A 22928-nucleotide genomic window follows, 5' to 3' on the forward strand; every position below is an offset into this window, starting at 1 on the left:
ATGCGCCCGCAAGCCCTGAAGCACCTGGTCGACGATGCACCGCGCGTGATGGTGGTCGACGGTTCCAAGCTGGTCCGCAAGTTGATTGCCGATGTGCTGCAACGCGAACTGCCGGACGTGGACGTGGTGGGCTGCGCAAGCATCGAAGAGGCGCGCAGCGCGCTGGCGGCCGGGCCGGTGAACCTGGTCACCACCTCGCTCACGCTCAGCGACGGCGATGGCCTGGCGCTGGCACGTCTGGTGCGCGAAACCGCCGGGCAGGCCTATGTGCCGGTGATCGTGGTGTCCGGCGATGCGCAGCAGCACCTGGAGCAACGCCGCTTCACCGAATACGTCACCGACTATTTCGACAAGGCACTGGGGCATGAAGCGCTGGCCACCTTCATCCGTGGCTACGTGCAGCCGGAGACCATTCCCGGCGCGACCATCCTGTATGTCGAGGACAGCCGCGTGGTTGCCGAGGCGACCAAGCGCATGCTCGAACGCCAGGGCCTGCGCGTGCTGCACGTGATGACCGCCGAAGAGGCCTTCGCGCTGCTCACCGCCGAATCGCTCGGGCGCAGCAGCCACCGCATCGACCTGGTGCTTACCGACGTCACCCTCAAGGGTGAGCTCAGCGGCCTGGATGTTGTCGAGCGCGTGCGCGTGGACTTCGGCTACGGCAAGCGCCGCCTGCCGGTGCTGGTGATGACCGGCGACGGCAACCCGCTCAACCAGTCCGGCCTGCTGCAGGCCGGTGCCAACGATCTGGTGCAGAAGCCGATCGAAGAACGCCTGCTGGTGACCAAGGTGCTGTTCCAGCTGCGCCTGGCCCGGCTCAACGACAAACCCGTGGTGCGATGAACGACGAGGCAACCTCGAGCATCCAGCTCGAACCGAGCTGGAAGGCCCGTATTGGCGCGTGGCTGCTGCGTCCGGRGATGCGTGAGCTGTCCAGCTTCCTGCGCCAGCGCAAGGCGTCCGGTGCGCATGTATTCCCGCCCGGCCCGCAGATATTCGCGGCCTTTGACGCCACCCCGTTCGAGCAGGTCAAGGTGGTGATTCTCGGCCAGGATCCGTATCACGGTGTTGGGCAGGCCCATGGCCTGAGTTTCTCGGTGATGCCCGGCGTGCCGGTGCCGCCGTCGCTGCTCAACATCTACAAGGAACTGGAGGCCGACCTGGGCATCCCGCGCCCGGACCACGGGTGTCTGCTGCCGTGGGCGCGCCAGGGTGTACTGCTGCTCAATGCGGTGCTCACCGTGGAAGAGGGGCAGGCCGGCGCGCACCAGAAGCGCGGCTGGGAAGGGTTCACCGACCACGTCGTGGACACCCTCAACCGCGAGCGCGAGGGCCTGGTGTTCATGCTGTGGGGCAGTTACGCGCAGCAGAAGGGCAAGGTGATCGACACCGGTCGCCACCGCGTGCTCAAGGCGCCGCATCCGTCGCCGCTGTCGGCGCACCGCGGCTTCCTCGGCTGCCATCACTTCTCGATGGCCAACGCGTACCTGCAGCGCCGTGGGCAGACCGCGATCGACTGGTCCTTGCCGCCGCGCGCGGCGCTGTAACCCGCGCTGGCCCCCGGCCGACGGCCGTGATGCGCGGCGATCACCACGCCGCGACGATTATCTCAATCGGTCAGCATTTCCATGATCGCGCGCGCCACCTGGCGTTTGCGCGCCGGCATCCGTCGCAGCAGCGAGAGAATCTCGGTTTCCTGGACGGTGCGTGCCGCCTCCACCGGCACCGGCTCGGGGAGCGGCAGTTCGGCGCCATCGTCGGGACGGCCGGGACCGCGCCCTGTGGCCAACCATTCAAAATGGACTTGCGTCACAATTGCGACGCGTGAAAGATGTTGGACGCTCGGGGATGTGCCGCCTTCCCGTTCCCATTGCGCCACGGCGCTACGGCGCACGCCGGTTTCCAACGCCAACTGTGTCTGGGACAGGCCAGCCGTTAATCGGGCCCGCCGGATTCTGTCGCACATCGCCTGCATTTACTGCCCCCTTTCCCTGTTAGGTAAGCACGGCTTCCCTGAAAGCAATTCTTTTGTCCTGTGTACAGAACTGCTTCCGCTTGCTGCTGCAGCAGGGGGAATGGTTGGACGCTGACCCGCCGGCAAGCGTCGCTTCCCCCGTGTTTCACGCCGCCTTGATTTGACGGGCTTTTAGTTACCCCGCATTAATCGTCCCGAACCGGACATAAACGGATTCCCAAGCGGGAAACGACACCGGCAGCTGACGATCAGAACGGCGACGGAATAAATCCATCGCCACGGTCGGCCGCTGCTCAAAATCGGCGGGGACGCACGTATGGTTAATGTGAAAGGCGTGAAAGTTTCGTCATTGCGATGGCAGGCATGGGTGCTGATCGCAATACTGGCGGTGCTTTCATGCCTGGGCCGTGCGCAGGCGCAGTCCGCCTGTACGGCCGGTGCCTGCGTCAGCGCCGGGCCCCGGCTGGCCTCGGTCGATTCGACCCAGAGCCCTGTTCTCAATCTGTTGTTCGGCGCGCTGCTGCCGGGCACGACGGTCAACCTGAGCGTGGCCGACTGGAACAACCTGGCCGGCGCCAGAATCAACCTCAACGCGCTGCTGACCCAGCTCAACGGCGGCGTGGTGGTCAGCGATCCCAGCCAGGTGCTCAACGCCAGCATCAGCCTGGGCCAGTTGCGCGCGGCGATGGTGCAGGTGCTGCAGGCCGACGGCCAGACCGCGGCGGCCAACGTCCTCAACGCGCTGCCGCTGGGCGTGGCCGGTACCTCCGGCAGCATCCGCCTGGCCGACCTGCTGCAGATCGCGTTGCCCACCGGCTCGCTGGCCACGGTGAACTTGAACGTGCTCGACCTGCTGACCGGCGGCGTGCAGCTGTACAACTTCCGCAACGTGTTGACCACGCCCACGCCGATCACCGTCAACACCGCCGCGCTCGGCCTCAATGGCGTGGCCAACGTGCGGTTGTGGCTGCAGGTGGTGGAGCCGCCGGTCTACACCTGCGGCGCGGTCGGTGCGGCATTCCACAGCGCGGCGATCCGCATCAAGCTCGACCTCGACCTTGTGCAGGGCCTGAACACCGGCACCCTCAGCGCCGCGCTCAGCGGGCTCAATCTGCTGGGGGTGTCGTTGTCCAACACCAGCATCAGCGCCAGCGTGCTGCACCTGCAGGTGTACGCCGACGTGGCCCGGGCCGAAGGCTCGATCTCGGCGATCAACCTGGTGGGCAATGCGGTCACGCTGCAGGCGCGCCCCGGTTTGGTGAACCTGTATGTCGGTCAGATCAGCGATGCGACCTTCTTCAACCGCAGCACGGTGCTGACCTCGACCGCGCTGAGCGCGGCGACGCTGACCTCGCTGAGCGTGAGCGTGCGGGTGTCGGCCAACGTCCTCGGCATCCTGACCCCCATCGCCGACGTGACCGTGCCACTGACGGTGACCATCCGCAGTTACGCCACCGCGACGCCGGGCCTGCAGAGCGCGAGCTTCACCGGCCCGTACCCACAGACCCGCACGCTCACCGCCGGGACGGTCAGCGCCGCGACGATGGTCTCCACGCTGGTCAACTCGCTGAGCATCCAGGTGACCAGCGGCAATCCGACGGTGACGCTGCTGGCCGGCATCGCCTTGCCGCTGCCGGTGGCCGACCTGGTCAACGGCATCGTCAACGCGCTGCTGACGCCGATCCGCACGCAGGTCAACGCCCTGGTCACCCCCGTGCTGACCGCACTGCTGGGCGGGCTGGTGGACAACCTGCTGGCGCTGCTGGGCATCCGTATCGGCCAGGCGGTGTTCACTGTGGAAGGCGTGACCCAGGCGTGCGCGGCCACCCTGCAGCTGGTCAAAGACCTGCAGCCGACCAGCGACACCGGGCGCTTCAACCTGTCCATCTCCTACAACGGCAGCACCGTCGGCTCTGCGAGCAACGTCGGCAACAACGGTGCCACTGCCGCGGTCATCACCGTACCCGGCGGCAGCTACGCGCTGGCCGAGGCGGCGGCTGCCGGCACCACGCTCACGCGCTACGCCAGCAGTTGGCAGTGCCTGGACCAGAACAACGCGGTGGTGTCCTCCGGCACCGGCGGCAGCTTCACCCTGCAGGCGCCGGCGATGACCGCCACCGCGGTCACCCTGGTGTGCCGCATCACCAATCGAACGCGGCAGGCCGATCTGTCGATCACCAAAAGCGATGGCAGCGGTAGCTACACGCCGGGTGGCACGGCGACCTACACGCTGCTGGTGAGCAATGGCGGTCCCGATGCGGTCACCAATGCGGTGGTCACCGACACCCTGCCCAACGGCACCACGCTGCGTGGCGCGTGGACCTGCAGTGCCTCCACCGGCAGCGCCTGCGCGGTGGCCACGGGTGGGGCGGTGGGCGATGGCGCGGTCAACGTCGGGGTGAACCTGATCAATGGCGGGCAGGCAACGATCAGTGTGCCGGTGAGTTTCAGCAGCAACCCGGGCGCGTACTGACGCGCGCGGTGGCAGTGCAGTGGGCGCGGGGATGACCTCGCGCTGGGGATGGACAGGATCATCGTGACCGACCGGCCCGCAAGGGCAGGGCGAACGCTTTCGAGGATGAGCGCATGGCAGCAACCGGCAAGCAGGGCAGGGCAGGCAGGGCATCGGCCCGCATCGCATGCGCGATGGCCCTGTTGATGGTGCTGCTGCCGCCGCCGCTACTGGCGCAGGGTTACCCCAACCCACTCAACAACACGGCCAGCGTGACGGCGCCGACGGATGTGTCCGATCCCACGCCGGGCAACAACAGCGCCACCGATACCAACGCACTGGCGCTGCAGGCGCAGTTGAGCGTGACCAAGACGCTGCTCAGCGCCAGCCCGGTCGCCGCGGGCGGGGCCGTGCAGTACCGCATCCAGATCAACAACGCCGGGCCGTCGGCAGCGTCGGCCGTCGGCGTGGTCGACAACGTGTCCGCGTTGCTCACCAATGTCGGCTGGACCTGCCAGGGCGCCACTGCGGCATCGTCATGCGCGCAGTCCAACGGCACCGGCAACGCGATCAACGTGCAGGTCAACGTGGCCGTGGGGGACAGCGTGGTGCTGCTGGTCAATGCCACCGCACCGACCGCCACGCCGGCCACGGTGCCGGCCAACAGCGTGGCGCTGGTGCTGCCGCCAGGCACGACCRATCCGACCCCGGGCGACAACACCGCCACCACGCCGGCGGTGCCGGTGCAGCCCAACGCGCTGGTGGCCAACAACGATACCTTCGCCACGCCCATCTCCTCGACCACCGGCGGCAACACGCCGACGGTGCTGGCCAACGACACGCTCAACGGCGCGCCGGTGAACGGTGCCAACCTGATCATCTCGCTGCAGAATGCGCCGGCCGGCTTCACCATCAACGGCGCCGGTGTGATTGCGGTACCCGCGGGGGCGACGGCGGGCGCGACCAGCCTGACCTACCAGATCTGCGAGAACGCCTCGCCGTCCAACTGCGCCACCGCCATCGCCAGTGTCGTCATCGGTCCCACGGCGGCGAACGACAGCTTCAACGCCACCGGTGGCGCGCCGTCGTTGAGCGGCACCGTGGCCGGCAACGACAACGCACCGGCCGGTGCGCAGTTCAGCGTGACCGGTACGCCGCCGGCCGGGCTCACCCTCAACAGCGACGGCAGCTTCGCCTATGCACCTGCCGGCGGCATCGCCGCGGCAACCTCCTTCCAGTACCAGGTCTGCCTGCCGGCACCGAACGGTGGCGTGTGCGCGACGGCGACCGCGTCGATCGTGGTCAATGCCAATGCGCTGGTCGCGGTCGATGACACCTTCGCCACGCCGATCCCGCCCGGCGCCGGTGGCATCACCCCGAGCGTGCTCGGCAACGACACCTTCAATGGCGGTGCGGTGCCCACCGCGCAGGTCACGCTGAGCCTGGTCGGTGCGCCGGCCGGTGTTGCGATCAACCCCAACGGCACGATCCAGGTGCCGGCCACGGCGGCCGCCGGTCCTCTGGCGCTGACCTACCGCTTCTGCGAGATCGCGCTGCCGGCCAACTGCGCCACCGCCGCCGCCACTCTGGTCATCAGCCCCGATGCGGTGAACGACACGGTCACCACGCCGGGCGGCGGTCAGCCGGCGACTGGCAGCCTGGCCGGCAACGACACCATCGCCAGCGGTTCCACCTACACGCTCGGCATCGCACCGACGCGCGGCACGGCCGTGGTCAATGCCGATGGTACCTTCACCTACACCCCCACCAACGCCAACACCGGGCCGGACAGCTTCACCTACCAGGTGTGTCTGCCGGCACCGAACAACAGCGTGTGCGATACCGCCACGGTCAGCGTCAACGTGCAGGGCAACGTGATCGTCGCGGTGAACGACACCTTCGCCACGCCGCTGCAGCCCGGTGCGACCAGCCCGGCCAGTCTGCTGGCCAATGACACCCTCAACGGTGCGGCGGTGGTGCCGGGCACGGTCAGCCTGGTGCTCACCGGTGCGCCGGCCGGCTACACCGTCAACGCCGCTGGACAGGTCGTGATTCCGGGCGGCGCGGCGGCCGGCGAGGTGACCTTCAGTTACCAGCTCTGCGAACAGGCCACGCCGGGCAACTGCGCCACGGCCAATGTGCAGTTGGTGATCGCCCCCGATGCGGTCGATGACACGTTCGCTGCCACGGCGGGCATCGCGTTGACCGGCACCGTGGCCGGCAATGACAACGTGCCTGCCGGTGCGCAGTTCAGCCTGCTGGCCGGGGCCGCGCATGGCAGCGTGGGCGTCAACGCCGATGGCAGCTTCAGCTATACCGCGCAGTCGGCCTACACCGGGCCGGACAGCTTCCGTTACCAGGTGTGCCTGCCGGCACCGGATGCGTCGGTCTGCGACGCCGCGTCGGTGACGATCAACGTCAGCCCCGGCGCGATCGTCGCCGGCAACGATGACTTCAGCAGCGCGCCGCTGACCGGTGCAGGTGGGCTGACCGCCAGCGTGCTGGCCAACGACACCCTCAACGGCGTCGCCATCCTGCCGGCGCAGGCCACGCTGTCGTTGATCAATGCACCGCCGGCCGGTTACACGCTCGAACCCAACGGCCAGTTGCAGGTGCCCGCCGGTGCGCCGGCCGGCCCCGTCGGCCTGACCTACCAGCTGTGCCAGGCCGGCACCGGCAACTGCACCACCGCGACCATCGCCGTGGTGATCGCCCCCGATGCGGTGGCCGATGCATTCACCACGCAAGTGGGTACAGCGCTCAACGGCACTGTGGCGGTCAATGACAACATCGCTGCCGGTACCACCTTCGCCACCACCGGCGCAGTGCCGCCGGGCCTGGTGTTCAACACCGATGGCAGCTTCACCTATACGCCGCCAGCGCAGTACACCGGTACCACCACGTTCCTCTATCAGGCGTGCCTGGCCGMGCCGCTGGCGGGTGTCTGCGATAGCGCCACGGTCACCCTCAACGTCAACGCCGGCACCCTGGTGGCCAACGATGACGATTTCCGCGCGGCGATCAWCAACCCGGCCAGCGGCGGCACCACCAACAGCGTGCTGGGCAACGACACCCTCAATGGCGCGATTCCGCCTGCGCCTGCCGATGTGATCCTGTCCCTCATCGGTGCGCCGGCGGGGTATGTGCTCAACAGCAACGGCACGATTTCGGTACCCGGCGGTGCGGCGGCCGGCGCGGTCGATTTCTCCTATCAGTTGTGCGAAGCCGCGCTGCCCGGCAACTGCACTACGGCGGCGGTGCGCCTGCTGCTGGCGCCGGTTGCGGTCAACGACACCTTCAGTACGCCGGTGGGTGTTGCACTGACCGGCAGCGTGGCCGGCAACGACAACGTGCCTGCCAATGCCACCTTCAGCCTCAGCGGCACCGCCCCGGCCGGGCTGGTGTTCAATCCCACCGGTGGCTTCACCTACACGCCGCCGGCGGGCATCCAGGGCGCGGTCACCTTCGCCTACCAGGCCTGCCTGCCGGCGCCTGACACCAGCGTGTGCGCCGGGGCCACGGTCACCGTCAACGTCAACGCCGGCACCCTGGTCGCCAACGACGATGACGTCCGCGCCACGCCGATCAATCCCGCCACGGGCGGCAGCACCGCATCGGTCCTCAACAACGACAGCCTCAACGGCACCGTGCCGCCGGCCTCGGCCGACGTCCTGCTGAGCCTGGTAGGCGCGCCATCGGGCTACACCCTGGCGGCCGATGGCACATTGACCATCGCCAGCGGCGTGCCGGCCGGTGCGGTCACGCTGACCTATCAGCTGTGCGAGGCTGCGTTGCCGACCAATTGCGATTCGGCGCAGATGCGCCTGGTGGTCTCCCCGTCGGCAGCCGCCGACGTGTTCTCCACGCCGGCCGGGCAGTTGCTGGCCGGCAATGTCGGCAGCAACGACAATGCGCCGGCCGGTGCGGTCTTCAGTGTCACCGGTGCCGTTCCGGCGGGCCTGCAGTTCGGCCCGGATGGCACGTTCCTGTACACCCCACCGGCTGGCGTTACCGGGCCGGTCGGTTTCACCTACCAGGTGTGTCTGCCTGCGCCGGACAACGCCCAGTGCAGCACGGCCAGCGCCACCATCAACGTCAACGCCGGCACCCTGGTGGCACGGGACGATGATTTCACCGCCACCCCGCTCACGCCCGGCAATAGCAGCGGCACCAGCGTGCTGCTCAACGACACCCTCGATGGCGTCACCCCGCCAGCGGCCAGCAGCGTGATCCTGAGTCTGGTCGGTGCGCCGGCGGGCTACGCGCTGGATGCCAACGGCCTGCTGCAGGTGCCTGCCGGTGCGGTCGGCGGCGCCACCGTGTTGGCCTACCAGGTCTGCCAGAGCGTGCTGCCGAGCAACTGCGCCAGCGCGACCATCCGCCTGGTCGTGACCCCGTCGGCGAGCAACGACACCTATTCCACCGCGGCCGGGCAGGCGCTCAACGGCAACGTGGGCGACAACGACAACGTGCCCGCCGGCGCACTGTTCACCGTGACCAGCGCCGCGCCGCCCGGGCTGACCTTCAGCGCGTCGGGCAGCTTCAGCTATGTGCCGCCGGTCGGCACCACCGGCGCGGTGGGCTTCGATTACCAGGTCTGCCTGCCGGCACCGAATGCGGCGCTGTGCGCGACCGCGCGCGCCACCCTCAACGTCACCGCCGGCACGCTCGCGGCGATCAACGATGACTTCAGCAGTACCCCGATCAATCCGGTCAGCGGTGGCAGCACCCCCTCGGTGCTGGCCAACGATTCGCTCAACGGCACCATCCCGCCGGCGGCGGCCGATGTGCTGCTGACCCTGCAGGGCGCGCCGGCCGGGCTGGGCATCACCCCCGAAGGCGCGGTGACAGTGGCGGCCGGTACCGCGGCCGGGGTGAAGAACCTGATCTACCAGCTGTGCGAAGCAGCGGCACCGGCCAACTGCACCACCGCCACGATCCGCCTGCTGGTGGCGCCCTCGGCAGTGGACGACGCGCTGTCTACGCCGGCCGGGCAGGTGCTCAACAGCTCGGTGGCCACCAACGACAACGCACCGGTCGGTGCGCGCTTCGAGGTGGTGGGCACCGTGCCGACCGGCCTGGTGCTGGCCACCGACGGCACGCTGACCTATACGCCGCCGGCCGGCTTCAGCGGCGCGGTGAGCTTCACCTATCAGGTCTGCCTGCCTGCGCCGGATGCGGGCGTCTGCGCCACCGCCACGGCCACGCTCAACGTCAACAGCGGCACGCTGGTGGCCGTCGACGACACCTTCCCCACGCCGATCGCGCCGGGCGCGCCTTCGCCGAGCGTCCTTGGCAACGACACCCTCAACGGCACCACGCCGCTGGCCACCGAGGTGGTGCTGTCGCTGGTCGGCGCGCCGACCGGCTTCAGCATCGCCGGCGATGGCACGGTGAGCGTGTCTGCCGGGACCGCCGCCGGTGCGACCACGCTCACCTACCAGATCTGCGAGGCGGCCGCGTCGACCAACTGCGATACCGCCAGCATCGCGCTGATCGTCGCCCCGGCACCGGTCAATGATGCCTTCGCCGTGCAGGCCGGGCAGACCGTCAGTGGCAGCGTCGCCGCCAACGACAACCTGCCGATCGGCGCGCTCTACACGGTGCAGGGCACGTTGCCGGCCGGGGTGACGCTCAATGGCGATGGCAGCTTCAGCTATACGCCGCCGGCCGGCACGACCAGCCCGGCCAGCTTCGACTATCGCGCCTGCCTGCCTGCACCGAACGCGGCGGTCTGCGGCACGGCGACGGTGACGTTGAACATCAACAACGGGACGCTGGTCGCCAACGACGACAGCTTCCTACCGATCGCACCCGGCAGCAGCACGCCCAGCGTGCTGGGCAACGACGCGCTCAACGGCGTGAGCCCGCCGGCGCCGGCGAATGTGTCGCTGTCGCTGGTCGGTGCGCCGACCGGCTTCACGATCAATCCCAACGGCACGGTAGCGGTGGCCGCCAGCGCGCCCACCGGTGCGATCACGCTGACCTACCAGCTCTGCGAAACGGCGGCGGCCAACAACTGCGACACCGCCAGCATCGCGCTGGTGGTGCGTCCGGCCCCGGTGGACGATGTGATTGCCGTGCAGGCCGGACAAGCCAATACCGGCACCGTGTCCGGCAACGACAACATGCCGGCCGGCTCGACCTGGAACGTGGTATCGCCGCCACAGGGGCTGGCCTTCAACAGCAACGGCAGCTTCACCTACACCCCGCCGGTCGGCACCATCGGCCCGGTCACCTTCACCTACCAGGCCTGCCTGCCGGCACCGGATACCACCGTGTGCGGCACAGCCACCGCAACGTTGAACATCGCCGTCACCGCCATCGTGGCCAATGACGATACGTTCGCTACGCCGATCTCCACCGGTTCGGCCACGCCCAGCGTGCTGGTCAACGATGCGCTCAATGGGGTGACCCCGCCGGCGGCGGCGAGCGTGCAGCTGCTGCTGGTCGGCGCACCGGCCGGCTTCGTGATCAACAACGATGGCACCGTGCAGGTGCCGGCCGGGGTCATCGCCGGTGCCACCACGCTGACCTATCAGCTGTGCGAGGCCGCCTCGCCGATCAACTGCGCCACGGCCACGATCCGGCTGGTGGTCACGCCCGCGCCGCAGAACGATGCGTTCGCCGTGCAGGCCGGCGGCACCCTCGCCAACGGCAGCGTAGCGGGCAATGACAGCATGCCCGCCGGCTCGACCTGGGCGGTGCAGGGCACCCCGCCAGCCGGGTTGCTGTTCAATCCCAATGGCACCTTCACCTATACCCCGCCGGTGAACACCACCGGGGCAGTCACCTTCACCTACCAGACCTGCCTGCCCGCACCCGACGCCGGTGTGTGTGGCATCGCGACGGCGACGTTGAACGTCAACCTGGGCACGCTGACCGCCGGCGATGACAGCTTCACCGGCATTGCAGCCGGTGGCACCACGCCGAGCGTACTGGGCAACGATGCGCTCAATGGCGTCAGCCCGCCGGCCCCGGCCAGCGTGCAGCTCACCCTGGTCGGTGCGCCGACCGGCTACGCCATCGCCGCCGATGGCACGATCAGCGTGCCGGCCGGCGTGACCGCAGGGGCGGCCACGCTCACCTATCAAATCTGCGAGACCGCCGCGTCGACCAACTGCGATACCGCCACGGTGGCGCTGGTGATCACCCCGACACCGCAGAACGATGCATATTCGGTGCAGGCCGGCGGCACGATCAGCAATGGCAACGTCGCGGCCAATGACGACATGCCTGCGGGGTCCAGCTGGGCCGTGCAGGGCACCGCCCCGGCGGGGCTGATCTTCAACGCCGATGGCACCTTCACCTACACCCCGGCGGTGGGCACGACCAGCCCGGTGAGCTTCACCTACCAGGCCTGCCTGCCGACCCCGAACGCGGCGCTGTGCGGCGTCGCCAGCGTCACCCTCAACATCAACGCCGGCACGCTGGCGGCGGTCGATGACACCCTCAGCGGCGTTGCCGCCGGGACCACCTCGGCAGCCAGCGTGCTGGCCAACGACACGCTCAACGGCACCCGTCCGCCGCTGCCGGGCGATGTGGTGCTCAGCCTGGTCGGCGCGCCGGCCGGCTTCGCCATCACCGCCACCGGCACCATCAGCGTGGCCACCGGCGTGGTCTCCGGGCCCACCGCGATCACCTACCAGATCTGCGAAGCCGCCGCGCCGACCAACTGCGATACCGCCACCGTCACCGTCATCGTGACCCCGACGCCGCAGAACGACGCCTTTACCGTGCAGGCCGGGCAGACGCTGAGCACCAGCGTGGYCGGCAACGACACCATGCCCGCCGGTGCGGTCTACACGTTGCAGGGCACGGCGCCCGCCGGCCTGTCCTTCACCGGCAGCGGTGCGTTCACCTATACCCCGCCGACCGGCACGCCAAGCCCGGTCAACTTCACTTACCAGGCCTGCCTGCCGGCACCGAACGCGGCGCTGTGCGGCACCGCCAGCGTGTCCATCAGCATTGGCACCGGCACGCTGCTGGCCGGCAACGACACGCTCAGCGGCGTCGCCCCCGGGACCGCCTCGGCGGCCAGCGTGCTCGCCAACGACAGCCTCAACGGCGTGTCGCCGCCGGCCGCCGGCAGCGTGCTGTTGAGCCTGGTCGGTGCACCGGGTGGCTTTGCGATCACACCCAACGGCACGATCAGTGTGTCCACCGGCGTCAGCGCCGGCCCCACCACGCTCACCTACCAGATCTGCGAAGCCGCCGCGCCGGGCAACTGCGCTACCGCCACGGTGACGGTGATCGTCAGCCCGACGCCACAGAACGACGCGTTCGCGGTGCAGGCCGGGCAGACGCTGAGCAACAGCGTGGCCAGCAACGACAGCATGCCGGCCGGGTCGAGCTGGGCCGTGCAGGGCATGCCCCCGGCGGGGCTGTCGTTCAATCCCGATGGCAGCTTCACCTATACGCCGCCCGTCGGCACTGCCAGCCCGGTCGCCTTCGTCTACCGCGCGTGCCTGCCGGCACCCGACAACAACGTGTGCGGCACCGCCACGGTCACGCTCAACATCAACAACGGCACCCTGAGTGCCGGGGATGACACGTTGGTGGGTGTACTGCCGGGTGCCACCACCGGCGCCAGCGTGCTGGCCAACGACAGCCTCAACGGCGTATCGCCGCCGGCCGCGGCCGACGTGCTGCTGACCCTGGTCGGTGCGCCGGGCGGCTTCACCCTCAACCCCGATGGCACCATCAGCGTGGGCGCAGGCGTCACCTCCGGCGCCACCACCGTGACCTACCAGATCTGCGAAGCCGCCGCGCCGAGCAACTGCGATACCGCCAGCGTCACCGTGGTGGTCACCCCGGCACCGCAGAACGACGCCTTCGCCGTGCAGGCCGGGCAGACCGTGTCCAACACCGTCGCAGCCAACGACAACACGCCGGCCGGCGCGGTCTTCACCCTGCAGGACAGCGCGCCGGCAGGACTGACCTTCAACAGCAACGGCACGTTCACCTATACGCCGGCCACCGGCGTGGTCGGTGCGGTCAGCGTCGCCTACCAGGTGTGCCTGCCGGCGCCGAATGCCAGCCTGTGCGGCCGCGCGATCCTCACCCTCAACATCAACAATGGCCTGCTGGTGGCCGGCGATGACACGCTCACCGGGGTCGCACCCGGCACCACGTCCGGTGCCAGCGTGCTGGCCAACGACAGCCTCAACGGCGTGTCCCCGCCCGCGCCGGCCGACGTGCTGCTCACGCTGGTCGGTGCACCGGCAGGTTTCAGCATCACCCCGGCCGGCACCCTCAGCGTGTCCAGCGGCGTCACCTCCGGCGCAACCCCGCTCACCTACCAGATCTGCGAAGCGGCCGCGCCCGCCAACTGCGATACCGCCAGCATCACCGTGGTCGTCAGCCCGGCGCCGCAGAACGATGCCTTCAACGTGCAGGTCGGGCAGACGCTGAGCAACAGCGTGGCCAGCAACGACAGCATGCCGGCCGGTGCGGTCTACACGGTGCAGGGCACGGCGCCGACCGGGCTGGCCTTCACCAGCAGCGGTGCGTTTACCTATACCCCGCCAGCCGGCACGCCCAGCCCGGTCGGCTTCACTTACCAGGCGTGCCTGCCCGCACCTTATGGGGCGGTGTGCGGCACCGCCACGGCGACCATCAACATCAACAACGGCACCCTGGTAGCCGGTGATGACGTGCTCACCGGCGTGGCAACCGGTTCGACCTCCAGCGTCAGCGTGCTCGCCAACGACCGCCTCAACGGGGTCAGCCCGCCGCTACCGGCCACCGTGCTGCTCAGCCTGGTCGGCGCGCCGTCCGGCTTCACCATCACTTCCGATGGCACCATCAACGTGGGCACCGGCGTCACCTCTGGCGCTACCACGCTCACCTACCAGATCTGCGAAGCCGCCGCGCCGGGCAACTGCGCTACGGCCACCGCCACCGTGGTGGTCACCCCGGCACCGCAGAACGACAGCTACACGATCCCCGCCGGCCAGCCGGGCACCGGCAACGTATCGCTCAACGACAACGTCCCGGCCGGTGCGCTCTACACGCTGACCAGCGGTGCGGTCGCCGGGCTGGTGTTCAACGCCGATGGCAGCTTCAGCTACACCCCACCGTCGGGCACCACCGGGCCGGTGAACTTCACCTATCGGGTCTGCCTGCCGGCGCCGTATGCCACCCAGTGCGGCGATGCCAGCGTCACCCTGACTCTGTCCGGCTCAGCCAACGTGGTGCTGGCGGTCAACGACGACTTCACCAGCACACCGGTGGACCCGGCGGTGGGCGGCACCATCGCCCGCTCGGTGCTGGACAACGACAGCTTCAACAACGTTTCCCCGCCGCCGGTGGGCAGCGTGGTCGCCAGCCTGACCGGCAGCACGCCGGGGTACACCATGAACAACCAGGGCCAGATCATGGTCGCCGCCGGCGTGCAGCCGGGCCAGGTGCAGTTGGCCTACCAGCTGTGCGAAAACGGCGTGCCCACCAACTGCACCACTGCCATTGCGACCGTGCGCGTGCAGGGCGCGGTCGGTGCACTGTTGGCGGTGGACGACAGCGGCGGCCCGGTCGGCCCTGCGGGTCAGACGCGCCTGTTGAACGTGTTCACCAACGATACGTTCAACACCGCACCGCTGGACCCGGCACAGGTCAGCTTCGCCCCGGTGGCCACCAACGCGCTGAGCGTCAGCGCCGACGGCTGGGTGGACGTCGCCGCCGGCCTGGCCGCTGGCAGCTACAGCACCTCCTACACGATCTGCCTGCTCAACCAGCCCACCGTGTGCGACACCGCGACCGTGAGCGTGACCGTCATCGCCGCCGCACCGGGCGTGGACGCCGAAGATGACCGCGTCCAGCTGCCCCAGGATGGCGTGATCGAGATTGACGTGCTGGGCAATGACCGGGTCAATGGCACCCCGATCGATCCGGATACCGTCACCGTGACCATCACCGCGCCGCCGCCGTACGGCACCGCCACGGTGATGCCGCGTGCGCGCATCCGCTTCGCCGCACTGGCCAATTTCTCCGGCGTGCAGGGCTTTGACTACCAGGTCTGCGATATTGCCGATCCGGCGATGTGCGCCTCGGCCACGGTGACCGTCACCGTTGATCCGAACGTGCTGACCCTGGTGGACGATGCGGTGACCGCGCAGACATCCGGGCCGGTGAAGATCGATGTAATGGCCAACGACAGCGCCCGCACCGCGGTGCTGGACCGGAGCTCACTGCAGGTGATCACCGCGCCGGCGCATGGCAGCGTGCAGTGCACCAATGGTCTGTGTATCTACACACCCGCCGCCAACTTCGCCGGTACCGACAGCTTCCGCTATCGGGTCTGCGACATGTCCATCCCCACCGCGCTGTGCGCCGAGGCCAACGTCGCGGTCACCGTGGCCGGCCAGCAGGCCGTGCTGCGCCTGACCAAGGTGGCGGCCAAGCGCAGCGCGCAGATCGGCGACCTTGTGCGCTACACCGTCACCATCGACAACGTCGGCGAGGTCGACGCCAACGGCGCCACGCTGCTGGATACGCTCCCGCCTGGCTTCGCTTTCGTCAGCGGCGGTTTCGCGGTGCAGGATGCCGACAACGATGCGCGCACCAGCGGCGTGCAGCCGCTGCGCATCGACGGCATCGACGTGCCGGTGGGCGAACGTGCCACCGTGGTGTACTACCTGCGCGTCGGCGCGGGCACCGGCACCGGCGTGCATACCAACCGCATCACCGCCATCGACGGCGAAAACCGCAGCATCGGCAACGTCGCCTCGGCCGAGGTGGATGTCACCACCGATCCGCTGCTGGATGAAAGCCTGATCGTCGGCAGCGTGTTCGATGACCGCAACGGCAATGGCATCCAGGATGCAGGCGAACGCGGCATTCCCGGCGTGCGCGTGGCGGCGGTGGAAGGCCTGCTGATGGAAACCGATGCGTTCGGTCGCTACCACCTGGTCGGCATCCTCGGCGGCCAGGCACGTGGGCGCAACTTCATCCTCAAGGTCGATCCGTCCACGCTGCCGGCCGGGGCGATGTTCACCACGCCCAACCCGCTGGTCCGCCGTATCACCCCCGGGCTGCCGGCGCGCTTCGACTTCGGCGTGCGCATGCCCGACGGCGTGCTGAGCACGGCGGCACCGTCCCAGACGGCAACGCCCCGACCGGCGCGGATCGAACTGGGCCAGGCGCTGTTCGCGCCGGGGAGTGCGCAGCTGGCGGCCGACCGTGCCCCGGTGCTGGACACCGCCGCTCAGGCGCTGGTCGCACGCGGTGGCGGCAGGCTGCTGCTCACCGCCGCACGCGGTGAGGAAGCACTGGCCGGCCAACGCGCCCATGCGCTGCAGGTTGCACTGGCCGCGCGCGTGCCGGCTGCGGTGGCGCACGCAACCCGCATCGAGGTGCTGGCCGCTGACGGCAGCGTGCTGCAGCAGCTGCGGCTGGACGATCCCCCCGAGCTCCCTGCCAACACCGATTCTGCCCGCAGGGAGGACCGCTGACCCATGGACATGACCCTGAGCCAGACACCGCTTCGCACCCTGTTGCTTCGTCATGCCGGCGCCGGTGTGGCGGCCGTGCTGCTGACCCTTGCGCCGGCGATGGCGCAAACGGCATCACCGCCTGCCAGCATCCAGTGCGACGCGGAGAGCTGCCGCAACGCCGACGGCCTGCTGCTGCGCATCGCCGACGACGCCGAAGCCCCGGTCCTGCCGTTGCCCGGTCGTCTCGCTCCGGCGCCAGCCGAGCCGGTGCCGCTGACGCCAGCGACCACGGCCGATGTGGCGGCACCGGGCGGCCAGTTCATGGCCGAGCTGCCCAACGGTGGCGTGGTGTGGGCCACCGAAGATCCCACCATGGTGCCGCCCAGCCTGAGCGTGCAGGCGGCAGCGACGGTACCGTTCGAGAACGGCCGGGTGATCCGCCCGCTGCGTTTCCACAGCTACAACAACTACGCCTCCTTCATCCAGAAACTGGAGGTCACCCTGTACCGCGGCACCGATACCGACCTGGTCACGCCGCTGGCGCGTATCACGCTGCCGTCGGACTATGTCGGCGATGCCGAATGGAACGGCGAGATGCCGGGCAACATCAAGCTGCGCACCGGTGATGAGCTGATCTACGTCGCGCGCGCCTACGGCGCTGGCGGGTCCTTCGATGAAACCCGCATCCAGCGCATCCAGCTGGTGACTCCGGCCGACTTCGACCGTGGCCTGCAGATCACCCGCGAGAACGTGCAGAAGACCCTGGGCCAGGCACTGGACGGCGACAGTGCGCAGGACCTGCAGCTGAGCAACAGCATCTACGGACAGAGCACGCTGCGCCTGCAGAACATTCCCATCCACGGCTCGCGCGTGCGCCTGTACGGCCGCAACCTCGAACCGAACAGCCGGGTGCGCATCAACGGCCAGGACTTCCCGGTCGACCTGGAGCAGAAGTTCGCCGCCGAGTTCCTTGAGCCCGTCGGTCAGCATCGCTACGACGTCAGCGTGGAATCGCGCGATGCGCCGTCGGCCCAGCGACAGCTGGACGTGGATGTCACCGGTCGCTATCTGTTCCTGGTCGCCATCGCCGATGTCACCGTCTCCAAAAACAGCGCCAGCGGCAACCTGCAGCCACTGGCCGCCGATGATCGCGACGACGACGGCTTCCTCAGCGAGGGGCGGCTGGCGTTCTACCTCAAGGGCAAGATGCGCGGCAAATACCTGGTGACCGCACAGGCCGATACCCAGGACCGCGAGCTCAAGTACCTGTTCCGCGATTTCACCCAGGCCGACGCGCAGGACGTGTTCCGCCGCCTCGACCCGGACCTGTATTACCCGGTGTACGGCGACGATTCCACCACCTACCGCGACGTGGACACGCAGGGGCGCCTGTACCTGCGCGTGGACTGGGACCAGAGCCAGGCGCTGTGGGGCAACTACGCCACCGGCATCACCGGCACCGAATATGGCCAGTACGTGCGCTCGCTGTACGGCGGTGCGTTGAACTGGCGCTCGCTGGCCGCCACCCCGCTGGGTGATGCGCGCTCGCAGCTGAAGCTGTTCGGCTCCGAGGCGCAGTCCGCGCCGGGCCACAGCGAGTTCCTCGGCACCGGCGGCAGCCTCTACTACCTGCGCCACACCGACGTGCTGCCCGGCTCGGAGCAGGTGGTGCTGGAAGTACGCGACCGTACCACCGGCCGCACCGAAACCCGCGCCAGCCTGCAGGAAGGCGTGGACTACGAAATCGACAACCTGCAGGGCCGCCTGATCCTGACCCGCCCGCTGGCCCAGCTCACCCGCGAGAATGTCCGCAGCATCACCCGCGACATGCCGCTGGATGGCTACGACCAGCTGCTGCTGGTGGATTACGAATACGTGCCGCTGGGCTTCAGCAGCGACGATGTCACCTACGGTGCGCGCGGGCGGCAGTGGATCGGCGACCACGTGGCGATCGGCGGCACCTGGATCGACGAGAACCGCAGCGGTGAGAACTACAGCCTCAAGGGCGCCGACCTGACCCTGCAGGCCGGGCGTGGCACCTACCTGAAGGTCGAGCAGACCCGCACCGACGCCACCGCCGCACCGGTGTTCTACTCGGACAACGGCGGCCTGAGCTTCATCCGCCGCAACCCGTACGAAGGTCGGCGCTCGGGCACGGCCAGCGCGGTGGAAGCGCGCGCCAACCTGCGCGAACTGGGCTGGACCGCCCGCGACTGGAGCGTGGGCGCGTGGTGGCGCGACGTGGATGCCGGCTTCTCGGTAGCCCGCCAGGACACCGGCCAGCCGATCCAGGAATACGGTGCGGAATTCCTGGGCTACCTCACCGACGATCTCAGCCTGTATGGCCGGCATACCCGCACCGAGCAGGGTGACCTTGCGCTGGAGCAGAGCCAGCTCACCGCCGAGTGGCGGCTGGGCAACGACGGCCAGCTCACCGGCGAACTGCGCCGCGTGCGCGAAGAGCAGGAACGGCAGGACGTGTCCGCGCTGCTCGCGGCGATCGGGTATCGGCAGCGCTTCGGCTCGTCATGGGAGCTGTACGGCACCGGCCAGGTGACCCTGGATGACGACGGCGGCGCGTACGAGAAGAACGACCTGCTCACCCTCGGCGCGCGTTATCTGTTTGGCGACCGCAGCAGCGTGGGGGCCGAAGTCAGTGGTGGCAGCCGTGGCCATGGCGCCAAGGTCGATGCCGAATACCGCATGGCCCCGGACCACAGCCTGTACGGCAGCTACAGCTACAGCACCGATCGCACCGGCACCGATCCGTTGTTCGATACTGGCCTGCAGAGCGGCTGGACGCTGGGCCAGCGCTGGCGGTTGAGCAACCAGGTCAACGTCTACAACGAAAGCCAGTACCTCAAGGATCGCCGCCAGGACAACGCCGGGCTGGTGCACACCTTCGGCATGGACTTCTATCCCGCGCAGGGCTGGAACCTGGGCTTCACCGTCATGGATGGCGAACTGGATTCGACCGTCGGCCGTATCGACCGCCGCGCCTACAGCGTCAGTGGCGGGCGTACCGATGCGGTGGCGCAGTGGAGCAGCAAGCTGGAGTACCGCCGCGACAGCGGTGCCGAGCAGCGCGAGCAGTGGGTGACCACCAACCGCCTGCTGTACAAGCTCAACGAAGACTGGCGTTTCGCGCTGCGGGCCAACTATGCCGACACCGACGACCGCATCAATCCGCTGGCCGATGCCAAGCTGGTGGAAACCAACGTGGGCTTCGCCTGGCGTCCGCACGACAGCACCGGCTGGGCGGGCTTCGGCAAGTTCACCTATCTCTACGACGTGGCCTCGCTGGGCCAGGAAGGCGGCAACCTGTATGACCAGCGTTCGCAGGTGCTGTCGCTGGAAGGCATCCGCCAGCTCGGCGCGCGCTGGGAACTGGCCGGCAAGCTGGCCTCGCGCTGGGGCGACTACCGCACCGGTCGCGGCGAGGGCGCCTGGCTGGACAGCCGCGCCGACTTCGCCGCCCTGCAGCTGCGCTATCGCCTGTTCGAGAAGTGGGAAGGGTTGGCCGAACACCGCTGGTTGAAGGTGCGCGACGGTGGCGTGCGCAAGGGCTGGCTGGTGGGGCTGGATCGACGGGTAGGGGAGAACTTCAAGGTCGGAGTGGGCTACAACTTCACCGAGTTCAGCGATGACATGACCGAGCTGCGGTATGACCAGAAGGGGTTCTTCTTGAATATGGCGGGGTATTACTAGGCGTCGGTGGGCTGTCGGTAGAGCCGGGCCATGCCCGGCTGGGCCGCCGACTCACCATGCCTCGGTCAATCACGTTGGCGTGGATCCCGGCCATGCCGGGCTGGGCTTCTGACCCACCTGGCGTTGGCTGGCTTGCCATGCATGTGGCTTCGGCATTGTCTGGCCTGCCACGCATCCATCTTCGGCATTGACTGGCCTGCCACGCATGGCGTGGCACTACCGGAGATGGCGGCTTCGGCGGTCGGTTTCGGTTTGCTGTCGGTAGAGCCGGGCCATGCCCGGCTGGGGCCACCGAACCACCATGCCTCGGTCAATCACGTTGGGGTGTGGATCGGGCCATGCCTGGCGCGCTTCTGACCCACCTGGCGTTGGCCGGCTTGCCATGCATGTGGCTTCGGCATTGTCTGGCCTGCCACGTATCCATCTTCGGCATTGCCTGGCCTGCCACGCATGGCGTGGCACTACCGGAGATGGCGGCTTCGGCGGTCGGCTTCGGTTTGCTGTCGGTAGAGCCGGGCCATGCCCGGCTGGGGCCACCGACCCATCGTCCCCGTTCGGCCACGTCGTGGGTAGAGCCGGGCCATGCCCGGCTGGGGCCACCGACCCATCGTCCCCGTTCGGCCACGTCGTGGGTAGAGCCGGGCCATGCCCGGCTGGGGCCACCGACCATGACTGCATCGCCTCGGGCCTTCGGAGGCGGCGTGCCTGAACATCGGGCAACCTTTTCCGGCTGAATGGGTGACGGCGGCGAGCCCGTTCAGCCAGAAAACACGCTCCATCGTCTCATTAAACAGATCAAACTATTGATTTAAAAGGATTGTTTTCCCAATCCACCCCCTCTCGCCACTGTCATCATTTCGCGGTACGTTAGACGAGTGATCAGTGCCAGCGTCCCATGAACAGAACGCTGGAACTTCTTTCCCCTTTAGCAGTCCAAATGCCGGACTGCTAAGATGAGTGCTATGAGCCAGAACACCTCTACTGCCCTTGTGGCAAACAATCTCCCGATTCCCAGTGCGCTCGGTTCGCTGGACGCCTACATCGGTGCCGTGCACCAGATCCCGGTGCTGTCGGTCGATGACGAGCAGGATCTGGCCCGTCGCTTCCGCGACGAGCTGGATCTGGACGCCGCGCGCGAACTGGTCCATTCCCACCTGCGCTTCGTGGTGCACGTGGCCCGTGGCTACAACGGCTACGGCCTTGCGCTGGGCGACCTCATCCAGGAAGGCAACATCGGCCTGATGAAGGCCGTGAAGCGTTTCGACCCGGACATGGGCGTGCGCCTGGTGTCGTTCGCGGTGCACTGGATCCGTGCGGAAATGCACGAGTTCATCCTCAAGAACTGGCGCATCGTCAAGGTCGCCACCACCAAGGCGCAGCGCAAGCTGTTCTTCAACCTGCGCAAGTCCAAGACCCGCCTGGGCTGGATGAACGCGGCCGAAGTGCGCGCGGTGGCCAAGGACCTGAACGTCTCCGAGCGCGAAGTGCTGGAAATGGAATCGCGCCTGTCCGGTCGCGATATCGGTTTCGACGCGCCCAGCGATGAAGACAACGAAAACGCGCCGCCGTCGCCGGCCGCCTACCTGGTGGCCGACGCGGAAGACCCGTCGATGGCCTACGAGCGCGCCGACAGCGAAGACAACAAGCTGCAGCTGCTGCGCGAAGGCATGGCCGAACTGGATGCGCGCTCGCGCGACATCATCCGCCGTCGCTGGCTGGACGCGGACAGCAAGGTGACGCTGCAGGAGCTGGCCGACGAGTACGGCGTGTCGGCCGAACGCATCCGCCAGGTTGAAGCGAACGCGCTGAAGAAGATGAAGGCGCTGTTTACCGCTTGAGCGAGTGAGTCGTTGACTAACGTTAAATAATTTCAGCAACGTGATAATACGTGTCACGTTCGCTGATGTGATTCACGATCCGATGCCAGTTCTATGGCATCGGATTTTTTTTGCTTAGCCGAATTCGAAGCAGCCTTCTAACGATAGAGAAACCCGACTGACTGCTCCGGCATTCCAATCGTCTTGGTACTCGTGGCCGCGTGACGGGAATGCCTTGCAGACCTGCTTGTTGCGAGCTACGCGCCTGTCATCTTTGTGATATGAAATCGGAGCCTCAGGCGGAGGCTCTTTCAGGGAATGGAAAGGATGGCAGGATTTAACAATGGCGGCGACGACTTCGTCTTTGCGAGCCATGGGAAAAATAAGGTTCTTCACCCAACTCCGGGGAAGGCCGCCCGGATCTTCAGGAAGAAGTACGCGTCGTCTCGGTATCCGTAGGCGACGCGCTTGATGACCTTGATCTTGTTATTGATGCCTTCCACCAGGTTCGTCCCGAGAGGCCACCGGCAGTGGGCCAGGAT

General features: G+C 68.0%; 8 protein-coding genes. 6 read left to right on the forward strand and 2 right to left on the reverse strand.

Annotated elements, in window-relative coordinates; genetic code table 11:
* Together AC1DQP_RS00420 and ung are read left to right on the forward strand one after the other, a co-directional pair.
* Nucleotides 1-843, forward strand: a complete 843-nt coding sequence (locus AC1DQP_RS00420; protein ID WP_256776679.1) for a response regulator — start codon at nt 1-3, stop codon at nt 841-843.
* Nucleotides 840-1547: a uracil-DNA glycosylase gene (gene ung / locus AC1DQP_RS00425; protein ID WP_478050926.1), complete on the forward strand. Its 708-nt coding sequence runs from the start codon at nt 840-842 to the stop codon at nt 1545-1547. Before AC1DQP_RS00420 ends, ung begins: the two co-directional genes overlap by 4 nt.
* A 62-nt stretch (nt 1548-1609) precedes the next feature.
* Here the strand turns inward: ung and AC1DQP_RS00430 are convergent, their stop codons facing one another.
* Entirely contained in the window at nt 1610-1975 is a 366-nt protein-coding gene (locus AC1DQP_RS00430; RefSeq protein ID WP_457317935.1) for a helix-turn-helix domain-containing protein, read from the reverse strand.
* Nucleotides 1976-2342: 367 nt separating this feature from the next.
* Between AC1DQP_RS00430 and AC1DQP_RS00435 the strand changes: the two genes are divergently transcribed.
* From AC1DQP_RS00435 to rpoH, 4 genes are all read left to right on the forward strand, one after another.
* Nucleotides 2343-4448, forward strand: a complete 2106-nt coding sequence (locus AC1DQP_RS00435) for a hypothetical protein (RefSeq protein ID WP_457317936.1) — start codon at nt 2343-2345, stop codon at nt 4446-4448.
* A 113-nt stretch (nt 4449-4561) separates the two neighbouring features.
* Nucleotides 4562-16879 (forward strand): beta strand repeat-containing protein, encoded by a 12318-nt coding sequence (locus AC1DQP_RS00440; RefSeq protein WP_478050927.1) that lies wholly within the window; start codon nt 4562-4564, stop codon nt 16877-16879.
* A 3-nt stretch (nt 16880-16882) separates the two neighbouring features.
* Nucleotides 16883-20569 (forward strand): TonB-dependent receptor, encoded by a 3687-nt coding sequence (locus tag AC1DQP_RS00445; protein WP_478050928.1) that lies wholly within the window; start codon nt 16883-16885, stop codon nt 20567-20569.
* A 962-nt stretch (nt 20570-21531) separates the two neighbouring features.
* Complete coding sequence (gene rpoH / locus AC1DQP_RS00450; RefSeq protein WP_038685839.1) at nt 21532-22407, forward strand: RNA polymerase sigma factor RpoH; 876 nt, start codon at nt 21532-21534, stop codon at nt 22405-22407.
* 371 nt (nt 22408-22778) lie between these two features.
* On the opposite strand, the gene AC1DQP_RS00455 is transcribed toward rpoH, so the two are convergent.
* Nucleotides 22779-22928, reverse strand: a 150-nt coding sequence (locus AC1DQP_RS00455) for a transposase (protein WP_478050929.1), incomplete at its 5' end; no start/stop codon positions are given.

This window comes from Stenotrophomonas sp. P5_A8, from assembly GCF_056400545.1.